This window comes from Quyinboa ferrireducens (genome assembly GCF_042436675.1).
Classification (GTDB): domain Bacteria; phylum Bacteroidota; class Bacteroidia; order Bacteroidales; family UBA5342; genus JBHJHP01.
The window spans coordinates 359064-377189 of record NZ_JBHMVA010000001.1 but is presented as its reverse complement, the minus strand read 5'-3'; the positions used below and the strand labels follow the sequence as shown (position 1 = coordinate 377189).

Genomic DNA, 18126 nt, shown 5'->3' with positions numbered 1-18126 from the left:
AGTAAAAAACCAATATATTTGCACCCTGAATTGAACCAGTTTGAAATTACTCTCACACATATCAGTTGACTGCGTTATACTCGGATTTGACGGGACAAAACTTCATGTTTTACTTTCTGAGCGCGATATTTTACCTCAGGAAGATACTAAGATTCGTTCAGGTAAATATAAATTACCAGGCGATATGATCGGAAATAATGAAAGTCCTCAGGATACGGCATTCCGCGTGCTGAACAACTATACCGGAAGGGACAGGCTGTTTTTAAAACAGTTTGAGGTTTTCGGAACTCCGGGTCGTATTAAGTCGCCAAACGATCTGCTTTGGTTACAGCAAACTTCAGGAATAGACATTGACCGCGTGATTACTCTCGCCTATCTGGCACTGGTAAAAATTGATCAGAGCGAACCAAAAGATGTATCTGAAAATCTTCACTGGGTCCCGGTTGACCAATTGCCGCATTTGATATTTGACCATGATGCCATTGTTAAACGTGCTTTTGAGGAAATACAACGGGAACTCAGAACTGAACCCGTTGGGTTTGAACTGCTTCCGAAAAAATTTACCATACGGCAATTGCAGCTGTTATACGAGATTGTATTTGAACGTGAACTTGACAGCAGGAATTTCAGGAAAAAGATTCGCAACCTCAAATATATCGTTCCGCTTGAAGAGAAGGAAACCGGAGTTAGCCACAAACCAGCCCAGCTTTTTAGGTTCGACCCGAAACTGTTTAATAAGTACAAAAAAGATATTGGATTTTTTATTTAAACAACATGCATTTATTAGGATTTGATATTGGAAGTTCTTCGGTTAAAGTCTCGCTGATTGATGGCGAAAGCGGCAACTGTGTTGCTAGCTCGTTTTACCCGAAACAGGAGATGGCAATTATTGCCAAACAGCCCGGCTGGGCCGAACAGGAAACGGAACAATGGTGGGAAAACCTGAAACTGGCCCTCAAAGATGTGATGCAGACCAGTGGTGTTGATCCGAAAACCATTGATTCTATCGGCATCTCTTACCAGATGCATGGATTAGTGTTGGTGGATAAGAATCATAATGTGCTCCGTCCATCCATTATTTGGTGCGACAGCCGCGCTGCAGGCATAGGTGACAGAGCATTTGAAGAATTAGGTGCCGAAGAGTGTTTGTCATGTTACCTGAACTCGCCGGGTAACTTTACCGCTTCGAAATTAAAATGGGTTAAATCCAACGAGCCGGAACTGTATAAGCGCATTTTCAAAATGATGTTGCCGGGCGATTACATTGCCATGAAACTCTCTGGAATCATTAATACCACAGCGAGTGGCTTATCAGAAGGTATATTATGGGATTTCAGGGAAAACAAAGTGGCTTCTGCCCTACTGGATCATTATGGTATTGACCCGGATTTCATACCCGACATCGTCCCAACCTTTTCGGTTCAAAGCACTGTTTCAGAAAGAGCAGCTAAAGAACTCGGCCTGGTTCCCGGAATAAAAATCGGTTACCGTGCCGGTGATCAGCCCAACAACGCCCTGTCATTAAATGTGCTGAATCCGGGCGAGATTGCCACAACAGCGGGTACTTCGGGAGTCGTTTACGGGGTCAGCGATGAAGTGAAGTACGATCCATTATCACGGGTAAATACCTTTGCACACGTCAATCATTCTGACGCTTTGAACAGACTAGGCGTATTATTATGCATTAACGGAACAGGTATTCTGTATGCCTGGCTGAACAAGAACACAGGCAACAAGGCATATTCATACGAAGAAATGAATCACATGGCTGCATCAGTTCCCATAGGCTCTGATGGTGTTGTTATTCTGCCCTTCGGGAACGGAGCAGAACGTGTTCTGCAAAATAAAGATACAGGTGCTCAGATTTCGGGTCTTAACTTTAACCGTCATACCAATGCCCATTTATTCCGTGCTGCACAGGAAGGCATCGTGTTCTCGTTTATGTATGGAATGGAAATTATGCAACAAATTGGTATTGAAGCCAAAGTGATCAGAGCCGGAAAAGCCAACATGTTCCTGAGTCCTTTGTTCCGTAACACGCTGGCAGGCATATCAGGTGCAACCATAGAACTTTATAACACAGATGGCTCCATCGGTGCTGCCCGGGGAGCCGGAATCGGTTCAGGGTATTTTAAAGATGCATCAGAAGCATTCAACAACCTGACAAAGCTGGAGACAATTGAGCCTGATACAGCCAACAAGGAAGCTTACACCACGGCTTACAACAACTGGAAATCAATCTTAACACAAAAATTATAACTCAAAAAATAAAAAAAATCATGACAGTATTTAAAGGTAACAAAGAGTATTTCCCGGGCATCAACAAAATTAAGTATGAAGGCCCGGATTCAAAAAATCCAATGGCATTTAAGTGGTACGACGCCGATCGCGTTGTAGGTGGAAAATCCATGAAAGAGTACCTGCGGTTTGCAGTGGCTTACTGGCATACCTTCTGTGGTGACGGTGGAGATCCGTTTGGTCCCGGAACACAAATTTTCCCCTGGGTTGGCGCATCTGATCCGATGGAAGCAGCCAAAAACAAAATGGATGCTGCATTTGAATTTATCACCAAACTGGGCGCCGAATTTTATTGTTTTCATGACACCGATGTGGTAGGTGATGGTTCGGTATTTGAAATTGAACAGCGCCTGGCAAAAATGATCGATTTTGCCAAAGAACGTCAGGAAGCCACGGGTGTTAAACTGTTATGGGGAACTGCAAACGTATTTTCAAATCCCCGGTATATGAACGGTGCCTCAACAAACCCGGATTTTAATGTGCTTGCAAACGCTGCTGTTCAGGTTAAAAATGCCATCGATGCAACGATTGCCTTAGGTGGTACCGGTTATGTTTTCTGGGGTGGCCGTGAAGGTTATATGAGCTTGTTGAACACCAACACTAAACGTGAGCTGGATCATCTTGGTCAGTTTTTAACTATTGCCAAAGATTATGGCCGTAAACAAGGATTTAAAGGCACGTTCCTGATTGAACCCAAACCGATGGAACCAACCAAACACCAGTATGATTTTGATACGCAGACAGTTCTTGGCTTCCTGGCTAAAAACGGGTTAAGCAATGATTTTAAAATGAACATCGAAGTGAACCATGCCACCCTGGCTGGCCACACCTTTGCACACGAACTGCGTATGGCTGCCGATGCAGGCATGTTAGGATCAATCGATGCCAACAAAGGCGATTACCAGAACGGATGGGATACCGACGAATTCCCGACCAACATCTATGAAACCACAGAAGCAATGCTGGAAATCATCAGCGCAGGCGGTTTTACACATGGTGGTATTAACTTCGATGCAAAGATGCGACGTAATTCAACAGATGCCGAAGACCGGTTCATCGCGCACATTAGTGGGATGGATACATTTGCCCGTTCACTGATTATTGCTGATAAAATTCTGAAGGAATCAGACTATCTGAAACTGCGAAAAGAACGCTATGCGTCTTATGACTCCAGAAAAGGTGCCGATTTTGAAGCCGGCAAACTGTCTCTTGAAGATCTGAATGCCATTGCTAAAGAAGTAGGTGAACCAAAACAGCTCAGCGGGAAACAGGAAATGTTTGAGCAACTGATTAATATGTATATCTAACGGATTGAGGCTGTAACAAAAAATATTACGTATCCCACTCCAAACCTCTCCTGAAAGAGAGGCTTAAAGTCCCCTTTAGGGGATTTAGGGGTAATCAGCTTCAACCGCTAATCTTTAACAACTAATCTGAAAATTATGAACAAATCTCAAGGGAATACAGGCTTTGTCTTTGCGATCACACTGGTAGCAACTCTTGGCGGTCTTTTATTCGGTTATGACACCGCAGTGATATCCGGTGCAGAGAAATCGGTCCAGGCCTTTCTGATCACCAGTCAGGGATTGAGTTCCTGGATTCATGGAGCAACCATATCCAGTGCACTCATTGGATGTATTATTGGTGGCGCCATTTCCGGGCTTCTTGCATCCCGCTTCGGACGTAAGAAATCGCTGATGATCGCCTCAGTATTGTTTTTTATTTCTGCACTGGGATCCGGTTACCCGGAAGCTTTCTTTTTTAAAAAAGGTGTGGCAACCATGGGACTGCTCTATATGTTTAACTTTTACCGCATTATTGGTGGTATTGGTGTAGGTCTGGCTTCCGCCATCTCTCCAATGTATATTGGCGAAATTGCACCGGCAAACATACGCGGGAGACTGGTTTCTTTTAACCAGTTTGCGATTATTTTCGGAATGTTGGTCGTGTATTTCGTGAACTGGGGTATTGCAAAAGGCCAGTCCATAGACTGGATCAACTCTACCGGGTGGCGTTATATGTTTTTATCTGAAGCCATCCCTGCTGGTTTATTTGGTATTTTGTTGTTTCTGGTTCCCGAAACACCACGTTACCTGGCGTTGAGCCATAATGATGAAAAAGCACTGCAAATCCTTGAACGCATCAACGGAAAGGAAAAAGCAAAGGCAATTTTTAAGGACATCAAAAGCACGGTTGAAAAATCTTCTGCCAAACTCTTTTCTTACGGTAAGATTGTTATACTTATTGGTATTCTGCTATCAGTCTTCCAGCAGTTTGTAGGCATCAACGTAGCGCTTTATTACGCACCACGTATATTCGAAAGTATGGGCGCCGGTAAAGATGCTTCTATGCTTCAAACGGTTGTTATGGGGCTCGTGAATGTCATCTTCACCGTCATTGCCATTGTAACTGTAGATAAATGGGGACGTAAACCCTTACTTATGGTTGGATCAGTCGGTATGGCTATCGGTATGTTTGCCATCAGCGGACTGGCCTTTGCTGAGGTCATAGGCATCGGAACGCTGATCTTTATTATTGTGTACACGGCTTCATTTATGATGTCATGGGGTCCGATTACCTGGGTACTGATCTCGGAGATCTTCCCGAATAAAGTCCGCGGAAAAGCAGTAGCCATTGCCGTGGCCGCACAATGGACAGCCAACTACCTGATATCATCCACCTACCCGGCCATGATGGAATTCAGCAGTGGCATGACCTATGCATTTTATGGTACAATGAGTGTGCTTTCACTGATTTTCGTCTGGAAAATGGTTCCCGAAACCAAAGGCAAAACGCTAGAGGATATGGAACATTTATGGAAGAAAAAATAACTGCAAAAAACAGCGAGGGCTTCACTAAAAAGTGAAACCCTCGCTAATATCTTAAATAACGTTCTACCCAATAAAAATACCTATGGAATGGGTTGCCCAGTCCACCAGGGATGAGAAATAAATTCCGAAGATCAAGGTTGGTATTGCCAGTGCTACAACAATTGCGACTGACACGGGTGAGAACTTTACTTTTTCTGTTGCAGCATCACTTTGACGCAGGTACATGTTCCGTACTACTTTCATATAATAATACAATGAAACCACGCTGTTCAGAATACCGATCACAGCCAGCCAAAGGTAACCGCCTTTTATAACTGCTGTAAATATGTAAAACTTACCAATAAACCCTGCGGTTGGAGGCAAGCCGGTTAACGACACAAGGAAGATTGTCATACAAACCGCTATAACCGGATATTTCTGTCCAAATCCTGTGTAATCTGATATATTCTCTGAGTTGATCTTATCTGCAATAATCTGTACCACAAAGAAAGCACCGAGGTTCATGATCATGTAGAACACAAAATAGATCATCACTGCAGATACACCTGTGTTGTTCATAACCGATACAGCCATCAATAGATAACCGGCGTGCGCAATACTTGAATAAGCCAGCATACGCTTCATATTGTCCTGCCATAAAGCCACAAGGTTACCGAGTGTCATCGTTAAGATTGCCAGTACTGCAATCACTGCATGCCAATCAAAATTTCCCATCAGGTGCCAGCTTTCCGACACAAATGAGGAGTCAACAAAGGCGGTTTTGAAGAAGCGTAACATGACTGCAAAACCTGCCGCTTTTGATGCTACAGAAAGATAAGCTGTGATGGTTATCGGCGCACCTTCGTATACATCAGGTGTCCAGAAATGGAAAGGTACAGCTGATATCTTGTAACCAAAACCTGCTATTATCATAATTCCAGCAACAATAACCGGAGCAGTATTCAAATTTCCTGTTGCCAGTTGCTGGTTAATGTCAAATAAATTCAGACTTCCAACCAGACCAAATAATATTGAAATTCCATATAACATGATGGCTGACGACACAGCACCGTAAATCACATATTTCAGAGATGCCTCGGAAGACCGCTTTACTTCTTTAGTATAACCTGCCAGGATATAGGAACTGATACTCATGATCTCAATGGAAAGATAAATCATGATAAGATTGGCAGATCCAACCAGTAAAAACATTCCGAAAACCATGCCCAGTATAAGTGTAAAATATTCACCTAACCGGGAGTTTTTAGGATCAAGCTCCCTGGATAAAAAGGAGAAAATGATAACGATGACTGTAGTAATCAGGATGATCCATTTCATGAAAATTCCGAAAGAATCTACGACCAGTAAACTGCGAAACACTCTAACCTCTGCTCCGGACTGCTGTAAAAGAAATACACCAGTAACCACAAGCACAGCCAGAGCCACATAACCGGCAATCTGTTTGGGTTTCTTTATAATCAGATCCAGAAGGATTGCCAGTATAATACCGACAGTCAGTGTTGTCTCCGGTTTAAAGAAGCTTACACTTTTAATCAGTTCCGACGTTATGGAAGATATATCTGTCATCTCGTATTCAGTATTTTGTAATAGCTAAGTTGTTTTTAGAGACCTCCAATGAATACAAACGGTTTCATCAGCTCTATAAAGTGGTTTACAGAACCTGTAATTAAGTTAAGCACAGGCATTGGATAAATTCCAAGGAAAATAACAACGACGGCCAACGGAATAAGTGCAACAAGTTCCCTTGCATTGATATCATCATTCTTATATATTTTTCCTGTCGGATCCCATGGTCCTTTCCATTTTTCAGGCAATTCACCAAAGAATATTTTCTGTAACGCCCACAACATATAACCTGCTCCCAGAATAATACTTAATCCTGAAATAACTGTCAGTATCGGGAATGACCTGAAAGCTCCAAGGAATACAAGCACTTCCGAAACGAAACCGCTTAATCCCGGTAAACCAATGGCAGCAAAGAAAGCTATGGCCATCACACCAGTGTAAACCGGCATCTTTTTGGCCAGACCACCAAAATCGTCCAGTCCGCGGGTATGTGCCCTGTCATAAATAACACCTACAATCATGAAGAGCATGGCAGTAATCACCCCATGGTTGAACATCTGGAAGATCGCTCCTACTGTTCCCTCCGGACGCATGGATGCTAATCCCAGGATAACCAGTCCCATGTGACTTACCGAAGAATATGCAATCAATTTCTTGAAGTCTCGCTTTCCGACTTTATGCTGACCCAAAGCACACAATGCTCCGTACACAATACTTATCATTCCGATCCAGGCTATCAGATTCTGGAAATAGCCAAAGGCATCGGGGAAGATCGGAAAAGCGATTCGGATCATACCATAAGCACCCATCTTCAACAGTACGCCTGCCAGTATAACGGATATCGGCGTAGGTGCCTCCACGTGTGCATCCGGCAACCAGGTATGGAAGGGGAAGATCGGAACCTTAATGGCAAAACCGATAAACAATCCCATAAATGCCACGTACCGTATAGTGGTCGCTGTCCCTCCGAATATAGAGCCTGCCTTGAATACTTCAGGGTTCATCATACTAATAATATCGAATGTACCGGTACTTTGATACAGTCCAATCATCACCAGCAACATGAACACACTACCAACCAGCGTATAGATGAAGAACTTGATGGCCGCATATTCTTTACGTGGTCCACCCCAGATTCCAATCAGGAAGTACATTGGTAACAACATAAGTTCCCAGAATATGTAGAACAGGAAGAAATCCAGTGCACAAAATACACCCATCATACCAAGGTCAAGTAAAAGGTACATGGCAAAGTATCCTTTCACTGCCTTTTTAATATTAAATGACGGGAAAATTGCCACGAAAGAAATCAGCGCTGTCAGCAATATCATTGGGACACTCACACCGTCAATCCCCATATAATAATTGATATTCAGGTTTCCAATCAGCGGGAAACTGGCATGAATCCAGCTTAGTTTTTCCACAAACTGAAACGAAGCGGCATCATTTATCCCAGCCTTAGACGAATCGAAGTTGATGTAAATAATGACAGCTAAAATTAACTGAATAAAAGTAATGGCGGCACTCGTCCATTTAATCAGTTTTGATGATAATTCTATTCCTTTCTCATCTTTTCCTTTAGGAATGAACAGGATAATTAATATCCCCAGAACCGGAAGGAAAGTTATCCATGATAAAATCGGAAAATTGAATGTCCCTTGCATATAAGTAATTTTTAGAATCTGTTAGCTAAATAAAAAAGTATACCAAAATTAAAATGCCCATCAGCACAAACACAATGTAGCTCTGAACCTTACCAGTCTGCAGTTTCTTAATCATCGTTCCTGCATAACCCGTAGCATTGGCCACAAGGTTTACCAGACCATCCACCACGTAACTATCAAATAAGCTGGTGAGATAACTGAACCCGCGTGCAAGCCACGAACTGGCATTGACGATCCCGTCAACAATATTTTTGTCGAACCATGAAAATGCTTTCGATATCCCCATCACGCCGGCAATAACTGTGGCATTGTACAATTCGTCGAAGTACCATTTATTGTACAGAAATTTATGAACAGGTTTATACCTGCGTTCCAGGTTATCTGCACTAATATATTTAAACTGATAAATCAGATAGGCCAATAATATTCCTATACCAGCAGTCAAAATAGATATGATCATTGCCAGCACATGTAAATGATGTGTTTCCTCCTGTAAAAGGGTTATGGTACCGCTATGCGCCGCAGAAGCTTCATGCATGGCATGCTCTGTATTTTCAGTAGCCACCTCGTGTTCTGTTGAATGTACAGCAACTGTTTCATGTTGTTCTTCAGGAATCAGGAAACTGAACTGGTATTCAGCCGGAACCACGGTTGCAGGCTGTTCTATTTTCTTTTCAAACCACCCTTGTGAAGCATTAAACGGATTAGGTGAATAAATAAACCAAAAGGACAAAAATGCCAGAAGAACAAGCGGTGTAACAATGCGCCAGTTGTTTTCTTTTACTTTTGTCGCCACTTCAGTTTTGTGTTCACCATGAAATGCCAGAATCGTTAAGCGGAACATGTAAAACGCTGTCATACCGGCTGCTGCAAATCCCAGGAAAGGAATGATCCAGTGCCATCCTCCGCTAAGTTTGGCATAAGCCAACGTACCGGCCAGGATGCCATCCTTACTTAAAAATCCTGAGGTAAACGGAATGCCGGAAAGCGCCAGAGTTACAACCATAAATGTGCGGTAGGTCCATGGCATATTTTTACGCAGGCCTCCCATATTATTGATGTCCTGTGGGTCGGTATGATGATCGTGCATGCGATGCATGGATTCGTGCATGGCGTGGATCACAGATCCGGCAGCAAGGAAAAGCGCTGCCTTAAACCATGCATGCGTTACGAGGTGAAAGAATCCGTTGGTATATCCACCGGTTCCCAGCGACATAATCATGTATCCCAGCTGGCTGATGGTGGAATAAGCTAATATCTTTTTAAAATCGGTTTGAACCAATGCGATTGTTGCCGGCATAAATGCAGTGATGGCACCGATAACTGCAATAACGGTCAATGCATCGGCTGTAAACATTACGAAAGCCTTGGAGACCAGGTAAACACCTGCTGCCACCATGGTTGCTGCATGGATCAAGGCAGATACCGGCGTAGGTCCTTCCATGGCATCGGGTAACCATACATGCAACGGAAACTGAGCCGATTTACCAACTGCTCCCATAAAAATACAGATGCCCGCAATGGTCAGCATGGTCGGATTATCAAACGGAAGATGACCGGATGCAATACCTGAGAAGATATCCTCGAACATGAACGAATGATAGGTAAAGAACAGGATCATGATTCCTGCAAAAAAACCAAGGTCACCAATACGGTTTGTAATGAAAGCCTTTTTGCTGGCATTGGAAGCTGAATCTTTTTCATACCAGAATCCGATTAACAGGTAAGAGCTGATCCCAACCAGTTCCCAGAAGATGTACATCATCAGGAAGTTGTTTGAAATCACGATTCCAAGCATTGAGAAAGTAAACAGTCCTAAATAGGCATAAAAAGTAGGATAGCGTCTGTCTCCTTTCATATAAACGGTGGAGAACAAGTGTACCAGGAAACTGATGAGTGTAACCACCATCAGCATGATGGCCGCTATATTATCGATACCAATTCCAATATCAAATTTTAATTGCCCCAGATTAAACCATTCAAACCTGTTTTGAACGGTGGTGATATCGGCGTATTTGAAAAGCTTGTTAAACGCCAGCGTAAAAGCCAGGATCATATCTATTCCAAGAATAACCGTTCCAACAATACCACTTTTTCTTCCTAACCTGTTTCCAAAAAAGATATTGGTAATAAAACTCAACATCGGAATGAGGAGCACTAAAACGCTAAGAAACAGCAATATATTTTGTGTCATAATTAAGATTTCCTTTAAATATTACTATTCTTTTAAATCATCTACTTCATCCACATTTGCATGCCTGAAATGCTGATAAATATTCAGAATAATGGCGAGTGCAATAGCCGCTTCCGTGGCAGCCAGAATAATGACAAAAATGGCAGCAATATGACCTTCAATGTTCAATCCGCCAAACTTCGCAAAAGCGATGAAATTTATATTGGCTGCATTCAGTATCAATTCAATACCCATCAATACCAGAATGGCATGCTTTCGGGCAATGATACCATACAGTCCGATTGAAAACAGAATCGCGCTGACAACCAAATAATGAACCAATCCTATATGCATAACATTACTTTTTTTTACGTGCTATAAGTGCTGCTCCAACAATGGCAAGTAACAATAACATCGAAGCCGCTTCAAACGCCAGAAGGTAGTTGGTCAGTAACTCGTTACCTATCTGCGTTACGGTTGAATTAACTTCTTCTGAAGGTGCAGTATGCCAATCGGTTGAAATGGCCATATAAATAAGTGATCCGGCAATAACAACTGCCAGTACACCGGCAGCCACAACCTGCAGTTTTCCCAGAGTACCCGATTTTACATCAATTCCCGTAATTCGCGATGTAAGAACTACTCCAAAGATGATCAACACCAGAATACCTCCTATGTAGAGCATAAGTTGGGTTATCGCCAGAAAATCGGCTGTAAGCAACACATAGAGACCTGCCACACCAAACAGGGTAAACAGCAGGGCAAATGCCGAATACATGATATTTTTAGACAATACAACAATCGCGCTGAACCCCAGAGTTAAGGCAGCGAGAAAGTAGAATGCTATCGTTACTAAATCCATATACTGTATATCTTGATCTGTTATTTCTCGTCTTTTTTCGGACTGTCATCTTTTTTGGCAGCAGCTGCTGCTGCAGCTTCAGCTGCCTGCTTCTGTTTGTACTCCTCAAGCAAACGCTTCTTTTCCTCAATCTGCACCGGAGTCAGGGTCTGAAACTGGTATACAAGGTTCTCGCGTTTATATTCCGAGTATTCAAATTCCTTTGTATGAAGAATAGCGTCAGTAGGACATGCCTGAGTACATAAACCACAAAAGCAACACTTGGCAAAATCAATTTCATATTTCTCCAGCCACATTTTCCGTTCTTTACCATTCTCGTAATTTTCCTTGTTAGGATCATCGGGAGAAGCCTTAATGGTCTCTATGGTAATGCAATTTACCGGACAGGCTGTTGCACATAAGGTACAACCCGTGCATCGGTTCATCTGTAGTGCCAAACGGTTACGTGCACCGTCGGGTATCGGAAAACGTTCATCCGGATATTGAATGGTCACTTTTTTGGCAAAGATATGCTTCCAGGTAATTGTCATCCCCTGAAACGCCGTTGATAAGCCTGACCAGATTGTATTAAAATATGCCATTATAAAATCCTATTTCAACATTACGTATAAACTAATTGCAAAAAAGCAAACAAAGGCCGCCGGTAACAATACTTTCCATCCTAAGTACATCAGCTGATCAACCCTGAATCGCGGCAATGTCCAGCGAATCCATATCTGAACCAGAACAATCATAAACCCTTTCAGGATGAACCAGAAAGCGCCCCAAACCGGTCCCTGCATGAAATCGCCAAACGGCGAATTCCATCCTCCTAAAAATACGGTTGTCAGGATGGCTGCTACCACAAACATGTTGGCGTATTCTGCAAAAAAGAACATTGCGAATTTTATTCCGCTGTATTCTGTATGGAACCCTGCCACCAATTCCGATTCACCTTCAGGAATATCGAAGGGTACACGGTTGGTTTCGGCAAGTGACGATATAAAATATGTTATGAAAAGAATCACAGTAAATGGAAAAATGATCCATTTGGCAGCTGTTCCGGGTCCTCCAAAAAGATACCAGTTCCAGAACCAACCGGATTGCATGCTGCTGATATGCTGGAGATCCATGCTGGAAGTCAAAACCACAACAGATAAAACTGCAATAGCTGCAGGAACCTCATAGCTGATCAGCTGCGCCACCGAACGCATTGCTCCCATTAACGAATATTTATTGTTTGATGCCCAGCCACCCATCACAATACCAAGCGCACTGATGGATCCAACGGCAAAAATGTAAAACAGGCCCAGGTTGACGCTCGCAGGTGTATAGGCCTGACTGAACGGAATAACAGCAAATGCAGAATAAGCACCTGTGAAAATGATGAACGGTGCCGCATTATACAACAATTTGTTAGCCCTGTCCGGAGTAATATCTTCTTTTTGTAATAATTTGATTACCTCAGCCACAGGCTGTAATATCCCCCATGGCCCGGTTCTCATTGGACCTAAACGCTCCTGAATCCATGCTGAAACCTTCAACTCAGCCAAAATGGCTACAAGGGCATAAATGAGTACAAATCCCAGAGGAAGAAGAACTGCAAAAGTGACCGCCCAGCCGTTTACACCGCCGAAAAGATCATATAGAAAGTTTGAATTGTCCATTTATATAATGATTCAATTTTTTATTATCTGTCAACTTCACCCAGTACAATGTCGATACTTCCTAAAATCAGGATCAAATCGGCAAACATATAGCCTTTTGAGATTTCAGGTATTATCGACAGATTCACGAAACTGGTTCCGCGAGCCTTCAGGCGTTCCGGCTTATCGGTACCATTACTTACAATGTAAAACCCAAGGTCTCCTTTTGGATTTTCAGCCCTCATGTATACCTCACCGGCCGGTGGTTTAACTCTCTTCTTTACTGCTTCCTGCACATCACCTTCCATCGGCATCTGCTCCAATGCCTGCTCAATAATCCGGCAGGACTCTTCCATCTCACGAACTCTTACGATGTTCCTGTTCCAGCAGTCGCCTACCTTACCTATTTCGTTGGATCCAACCGGTATATCAAAATCGAACCTGTCGTAAATGGAATATGGTTCATCTTTTCTCAGATCGTATTTTACACCGGAACCGCGCAAAACAGGACCGCTACAGGCATAATTTATGGCTACGTCAGCCGGAAGGATACCAACATTGGTTGTTCGTTTAATGAAAATACCATTCAACATTAAGAGATCCATAACCTCTTTATTGGTTTCACGAATCTGCTTAATTGCTTTCAGAATATCCTGTTTAAAATCAGGATAGATATCTCTGGCAAGACCACCGATTTTAAAATAATTATAAAGTAAGCGTGCTCCTGAAAGCTTTTCAAGTATCCAAACAATTTGCTCGCGGTCGCGGAAATAGAACAGGAATGGTGTAAATGCTCCGGCATCCAGACCAAATGTTCCGATGGCTATCTGATGGTTAGCGATACGGTTTAATTCTGCCACGATTACCCTTATATACTCTACCTTGTCCGGAACCTTAATGTCCATCATTTTCTCCATGGCCATTGCGTAAACCCATTCGTTGTTCATCGCAGAAATGTAATCCATACGATCGATGTACGGTATGATCTGCGGATAGGTCATATTTTCACAATGTTTCTCAAAACTCCGGTGCAGGTAGCCCAAATGTGGAATTACCTCATTTACAATCTCACCATCAACTTCAACTTCCAACCTGAGTACGCCATGAGTAGACGGATGCTGCGGGCCAACATTCAGCCGCATTTTATCGGAACCTAACTGGCTGTACTCGAGATCTAATTTTTTAATATCGCTCATACCCTTATTCGTATCCTATTTTCATCCCGTGATAGGTCTCGGGTGTTACGTAATCTTTTCTTAATGGATAGCCTTCCCAGTCGTACGGACAAAGAATCCGGATCATATTGTGATGTCCTTCGAACTCAATTCCAACCAGATCGTATGCTTCACGCTCGTGCCAGTCGGCTGATTTCCAAATTCTCTCCACAGAAGGAACCACTGGTTTATCTTTTAAAACCATCACTTTAATGACCAGCTTATGCTTAAGCTCCATGGAATACAAATGATAAACCACGCCAACGTTCTCTCCATAATCCATACCACTCAGGCTCATCAGATAATCGAACTGTGTCTGGTCGTGATCGCGAAGTGTATGGCAAATGTCAAACAGTTTTTCGGGGGAAATTATAATATACGGATCAACCGGCTGCAGATCATTCATTTCAATGATTGCATCACCAAATTTGTCCTTCAATAACTGATATATCTCGTTTAATTCCATGTTATACCGCGTTATTTGATTCATCAGCTTCAGCTTTCAGCTTTTTCCGTTTATTGAAAATCGCCTGCTTGCTTATTTTTTCCTGCAGTTTTATCATTCCTTCTTCAAAAGCTTCCGGGCGCGGAGGACATCCAGGAATGTATACATCTACAGGAATAATCTTGTCAACTCCCTTTAGTACATGGTAACCATGTTCCCAGTAAGGCCCGCCACAGTTAGAGCATGATCCCACAGAAATGACGTATTTTGGTTCAGACATTTGTTCGTAAAGAATCTTGATCCTGTCAGCCATCTTTAAGGTAACAGTTCCGGTAATCATAATAAAGTCAGCCTGTCGCGGACTTGTACGAGGAATGGTACCAAAACGCATAAAATCAAAGTGGGAGGCATTCATTGCCATAAATTCGATGGCGCAGCATGCCAGACCAAAATGCAAATACCAGTTGGATTTACTCCGACCCCAGTTTAACAAATCTTCTACTGTTCCAAGAACAATTCCACCACCATCGTAAGGATCATCCAGTTTATTTAATAAACCCATCGTTAATCAATTTTTTTACCTACAACTAAATCTTCTAATTTTGGAATTACAGGTTTTGGTTTTTCCCAGTCAAGGTCCCCTTTTGCCCATACGTATACAAATCCTGTGAGCAGGATAACGACAAAGATGATCATTTCAATAAATGCAAACCATCCCAATCCCTTGAATATAACGGCCCACGGGAGCAGAAAGACGATTTCAACATCGAACAAAAGAAAAACCAGCGCGATAACATAGAACCGCACGTTAAATTTTATCCAGGGTTCTCCTATCGGAATTTCACCGCATTCATACGTAGAATTTTTTACCGGATTTGGATGACTGGGACGCACGAGGTAGGATGCTGCAAATCCAATGCCTACAAAAACAAAACCCAGGATAACGAAAAGTAGTATAATACCGTAATTTGAAAGCATAACCTGTTAACTTATCGTTTAATTTTTTTGTTAACTGTCTGACAATGTCACATTTATATCGACCGGCAGCTTGTTTTTTTGAACCATCAAATATATATTTTTTTTAAAAATCTGTATACCGAAATGAACTTTTTATATGTAGATATGTTGATTTATCGATTTAATCGGCAATTTTATCCTACCTTAAAAATAGTGTAACATCCAATGAATCTGTTTTTTATGATTTTAACACTTGTAACTAATTTAGAATCAAACTAAAAAGTAAATGCGTAATTTATTTTTAGATTGGATAACCGGTTTATAAATAATAATAGGTTAGGCTATTTATATTGTTTAGGGGACGTTTGACTAATACTTTGAAATAATTTATACAGGTTTTTATCGAATATAGACTTTAATTTTCATCAATTGATTTTAATATCTCATCTATTCTTTCATTTTTCACAATCTGCATTCCAAATCGTTCTTTAGTAACGCCCCCTTTTAATTTATAATTGTAAACGGGAGTTTCCATGTCCATTTTAGATTCAAAACACTTGAAAAAAATATTGTCTTTATTATTCAGTTCTTCAGCAATTTCAATAATATGAGTAGAGATCAAAAATATACTTCTTTTAATTCTTAAAAGTTCCGAAATAACCATTAACGATGCATCAAATGCATCCTTCACATTGGTTCCTCTAAATAACTCGTCAAAAATTACAACTACATTCTTATTCTTTTCTATCATTGATGCTGCTTCTTTAACCCGCTTAACCTCGCTATAAAAATGGCTATAGCCAAGAGCAATATTGTCGTTAAGATTAATCGTAGTTATCAGTCCTTTAAAAATAGTTGATTCCATTTTTGACGCAGGAACCGGAAAACCTACATGGGCCAGATAAACTGCCAATCCAAATGCCTTTAAAAAAGTGGATTTCCCTGACATATTAGCTCCGGTAAGAAAACACAGGCTTTTATGTCTGCCTATTTGAAAATCATTTCTAACGGGCCTTTCTAAAACCGGATGGTACAAACCTTCAAGTTTTACATTTGGAATTGCGGAACCGGAATATTCAGGAAAAGATAAATTGTATTTTTTTACTGAAGCGGCAACAGATTCAAATACATCCATCTCATAAAGCATTTCCAGAATTTCAGTGATTTTGTTACTATTGGTCCTACTGAAAAAATTATCCAGCTTCTCTATGTCAACAGCATTTAAATGTGTTTTATCTGCCGTATCTAATATTTCCCGAAATCCTTTCTCATAAAGTATTTCCTGAATATTATAAAAAATAAGAGATAAATATACGGGAATATCATTAGTGTGATACTCTTTAGCAAATACAGAAAGATAGTGTAACAGTCCTAATGTTTTTTGTACACCTGTCTTTTTTATATAATAATCATTACTGGATTTTATTTTATAACGCAACCCTTCATACATTGAACCAATAACATTCTTTCTTGAATCAGCAGTTTTGTATGATCTGTAAAACTCAATAAAATCAATATCTTTTTTAGTGATTTTTAGGGTCACATTTTTTTCGACAAAAAACTTAATCGTATCTCTTCTATCCGTTAATCTGTTTATGTCCGAAATAGGTGTTTTGAGCATCTTCTGCAAACGAATTCCCCCTCCCGTTGTTTTTACATTATCGAATATTGAAAAGATAAGACCTGTTTTTGTATTGCCAATCAAGTCAAGATCACGCAATGTTTGACTATCCACATTAAAATTAACAGGGAGACTTTCTTCCCGAATACCATCCATTTTTGAACGCATTAACGTCCCGGCAGGCAAGTAACCATATTCTTCCAGTTGTTCTGACTTTTGTATATTTATTAATGCTCCATCTTTTATTAAGACTAACCTATCACTTATATCAAGTATATTTTGATAATCATGGTCCGTAATTATAAAACCTTTATCATTACTATACTCTTTTATTAACTCCTTTATTTTTCCCTTATAGATCGGTTCAATACCAGAAAAAGGTTCATCAAGAAGAATAAATCTGACATCTAAATTAACAAGTACGGTTATCTCAAAATACCTTAACTCGCCTCCAGACAATTCTTTTGTTCCTTTCTTTAAATGTTGCTTTATTCTTTCGTCAGCAATTAGCTTTTTCCTTTTTTCAGGATCCTTTATAAAAACATGTATTATACCCCTCAAACTAATATTTTCAGGTAAAAAGCTGTGCTGGGGTAAATAAGCAATCAAATTTTTATACTGATACGGTTTATCATAAAATTTATTGTCTATTTTAATCGCCTTTTGATCCGCAATCAATGTTCCAAATAATATTTTTAATAGTGTTGACTTTCCACATCCATTCCTCCCCAGAATTCCGACAATCTCTCCTGTTTGACATTTTAAATACACATTAGAGAGTATTTTTCTCTGACCAAATGTTTTAATTACACTATCTATTTCCAACGTACTACACATAAGAAATTAATCCTAGAAGGATGGCTCCTGTTA

The 18126-nt window shown here is 41.0% G+C and carries 16 protein-coding genes; 4 read left to right on the top strand and 12 right to left on the bottom strand.

All coding sequences use genetic code 11. The features are described from left to right. Positions 1 to 40 precede the first annotated feature (40 nt). The 4 genes from ACE01N_RS01460 (at position 41) to xylE (ending at position 5129) form a co-directional block, all read left to right on the top strand. Positions 41 to 769: an NUDIX hydrolase gene (locus ACE01N_RS01460; protein WP_380584092.1), complete on the top strand. Its 729-nt coding sequence runs from the start codon at positions 41 to 43 to the stop codon at positions 767 to 769. A 5-nt stretch (positions 770 to 774) separates the two neighbouring features. After that, positions 775 to 2259 carry a xylulokinase gene (locus ACE01N_RS01455; RefSeq protein WP_380584090.1) on the top strand — a complete coding sequence of 495 codons (1485 nt, stop codon included), beginning with the start codon at positions 775 to 777 and terminating at the stop codon, positions 2257 to 2259. 20 nt (positions 2260 to 2279) lie between these two features. After that, positions 2280 to 3605, top strand: coding sequence for a xylose isomerase (gene xylA, locus ACE01N_RS01450; RefSeq protein ID WP_380584088.1), 1326 nt, complete (start codon positions 2280 to 2282; stop codon positions 3603 to 3605). Positions 3606 to 3740: 135 nt separating this feature from the next. Then, positions 3741 to 5129 (top strand): D-xylose transporter XylE, encoded by a 1389-nt coding sequence (gene xylE / locus ACE01N_RS01445; protein WP_380584086.1) that lies wholly within the window; start codon positions 3741 to 3743, stop codon positions 5127 to 5129. 63 nt (positions 5130 to 5192) lie between these two features. Here xylE and ACE01N_RS01440 read toward each other — a convergent pair whose 3' ends face one another. From ACE01N_RS01440 to ACE01N_RS01385, 12 genes are all read right to left on the bottom strand, one after another. After that, on the bottom strand, positions 5193 to 6695 hold the full coding sequence (locus ACE01N_RS01440; RefSeq protein WP_375727947.1) for an NADH-quinone oxidoreductase subunit N: 1503 nt from the start codon (positions 6693 to 6695) through the stop codon (positions 5193 to 5195). Positions 6696 to 6730: 35 nt separating this feature from the next. Beyond that, a complete protein-coding gene (locus ACE01N_RS01435; RefSeq protein WP_380584084.1) occupies positions 6731 to 8359 on the bottom strand; it encodes a complex I subunit 4 family protein in 1629 nt (542 codons plus the stop codon). Between the two features lie 25 nt (positions 8360 to 8384). Further along, positions 8385 to 10553 carry an NADH-quinone oxidoreductase subunit L gene (gene nuoL, locus ACE01N_RS01430; protein WP_380584082.1) on the bottom strand — a complete coding sequence of 723 codons (2169 nt, stop codon included), beginning with the start codon at positions 10551 to 10553 and terminating at the stop codon, positions 8385 to 8387. Between the two features lie 24 nt (positions 10554 to 10577). After that, positions 10578 to 10886, bottom strand: a complete 309-nt coding sequence (nuoK, locus tag ACE01N_RS01425; protein ID WP_375727950.1) for an NADH-quinone oxidoreductase subunit NuoK — start codon at positions 10884 to 10886, stop codon at positions 10578 to 10580. Between the two features lie 4 nt (positions 10887 to 10890). Continuing rightward, on the bottom strand, positions 10891 to 11394 hold the full coding sequence (locus ACE01N_RS01420; protein WP_375727951.1) for an NADH-quinone oxidoreductase subunit J family protein: 504 nt from the start codon (positions 11392 to 11394) through the stop codon (positions 10891 to 10893). A gap of 20 nt (positions 11395 to 11414) precedes the next feature. After that, positions 11415 to 11975 (bottom strand): NuoI/complex I 23 kDa subunit family protein, encoded by a 561-nt coding sequence (locus ACE01N_RS01415; RefSeq protein WP_380584079.1) that lies wholly within the window; start codon positions 11973 to 11975, stop codon positions 11415 to 11417. Positions 11976 to 11984: 9 nt separating this feature from the next. Next, complete coding sequence (gene nuoH, locus ACE01N_RS01410; protein ID WP_380584077.1) at positions 11985 to 13040, bottom strand: NADH-quinone oxidoreductase subunit NuoH; 1056 nt, start codon at positions 13038 to 13040, stop codon at positions 11985 to 11987. A gap of 23 nt (positions 13041 to 13063) precedes the next feature. After that, entirely contained in the window at positions 13064 to 14215 is a 1152-nt protein-coding gene (locus ACE01N_RS01405) for an NADH-quinone oxidoreductase subunit D (protein WP_380584075.1), read from the bottom strand. 4 nt (positions 14216 to 14219) lie between these two features. Continuing rightward, on the bottom strand, positions 14220 to 14723 hold the full coding sequence (locus ACE01N_RS01400) for an NADH-quinone oxidoreductase subunit C (RefSeq protein WP_380584073.1): 504 nt from the start codon (positions 14721 to 14723) through the stop codon (positions 14220 to 14222). Then, entirely contained in the window at positions 14701 to 15240 is a 540-nt protein-coding gene (locus ACE01N_RS01395) for an NADH-quinone oxidoreductase subunit B (RefSeq protein ID WP_375727956.1), read from the bottom strand. Before ACE01N_RS01395 ends, ACE01N_RS01400 begins: the two co-directional genes overlap by 23 nt. A gap of 2 nt (positions 15241 to 15242) precedes the next feature. After that, positions 15243 to 15656, bottom strand: a complete 414-nt coding sequence (locus tag ACE01N_RS01390) for an NADH-quinone oxidoreductase subunit A (RefSeq protein ID WP_375727957.1) — start codon at positions 15654 to 15656, stop codon at positions 15243 to 15245. A 394-nt stretch (positions 15657 to 16050) separates the two neighbouring features. Continuing rightward, on the bottom strand, positions 16051 to 18081 hold the full coding sequence (locus ACE01N_RS01385; protein ID WP_380584070.1) for a MutS-related protein: 2031 nt from the start codon (positions 18079 to 18081) through the stop codon (positions 16051 to 16053). Positions 18082 to 18126: the final 45 nt, after the last annotated feature.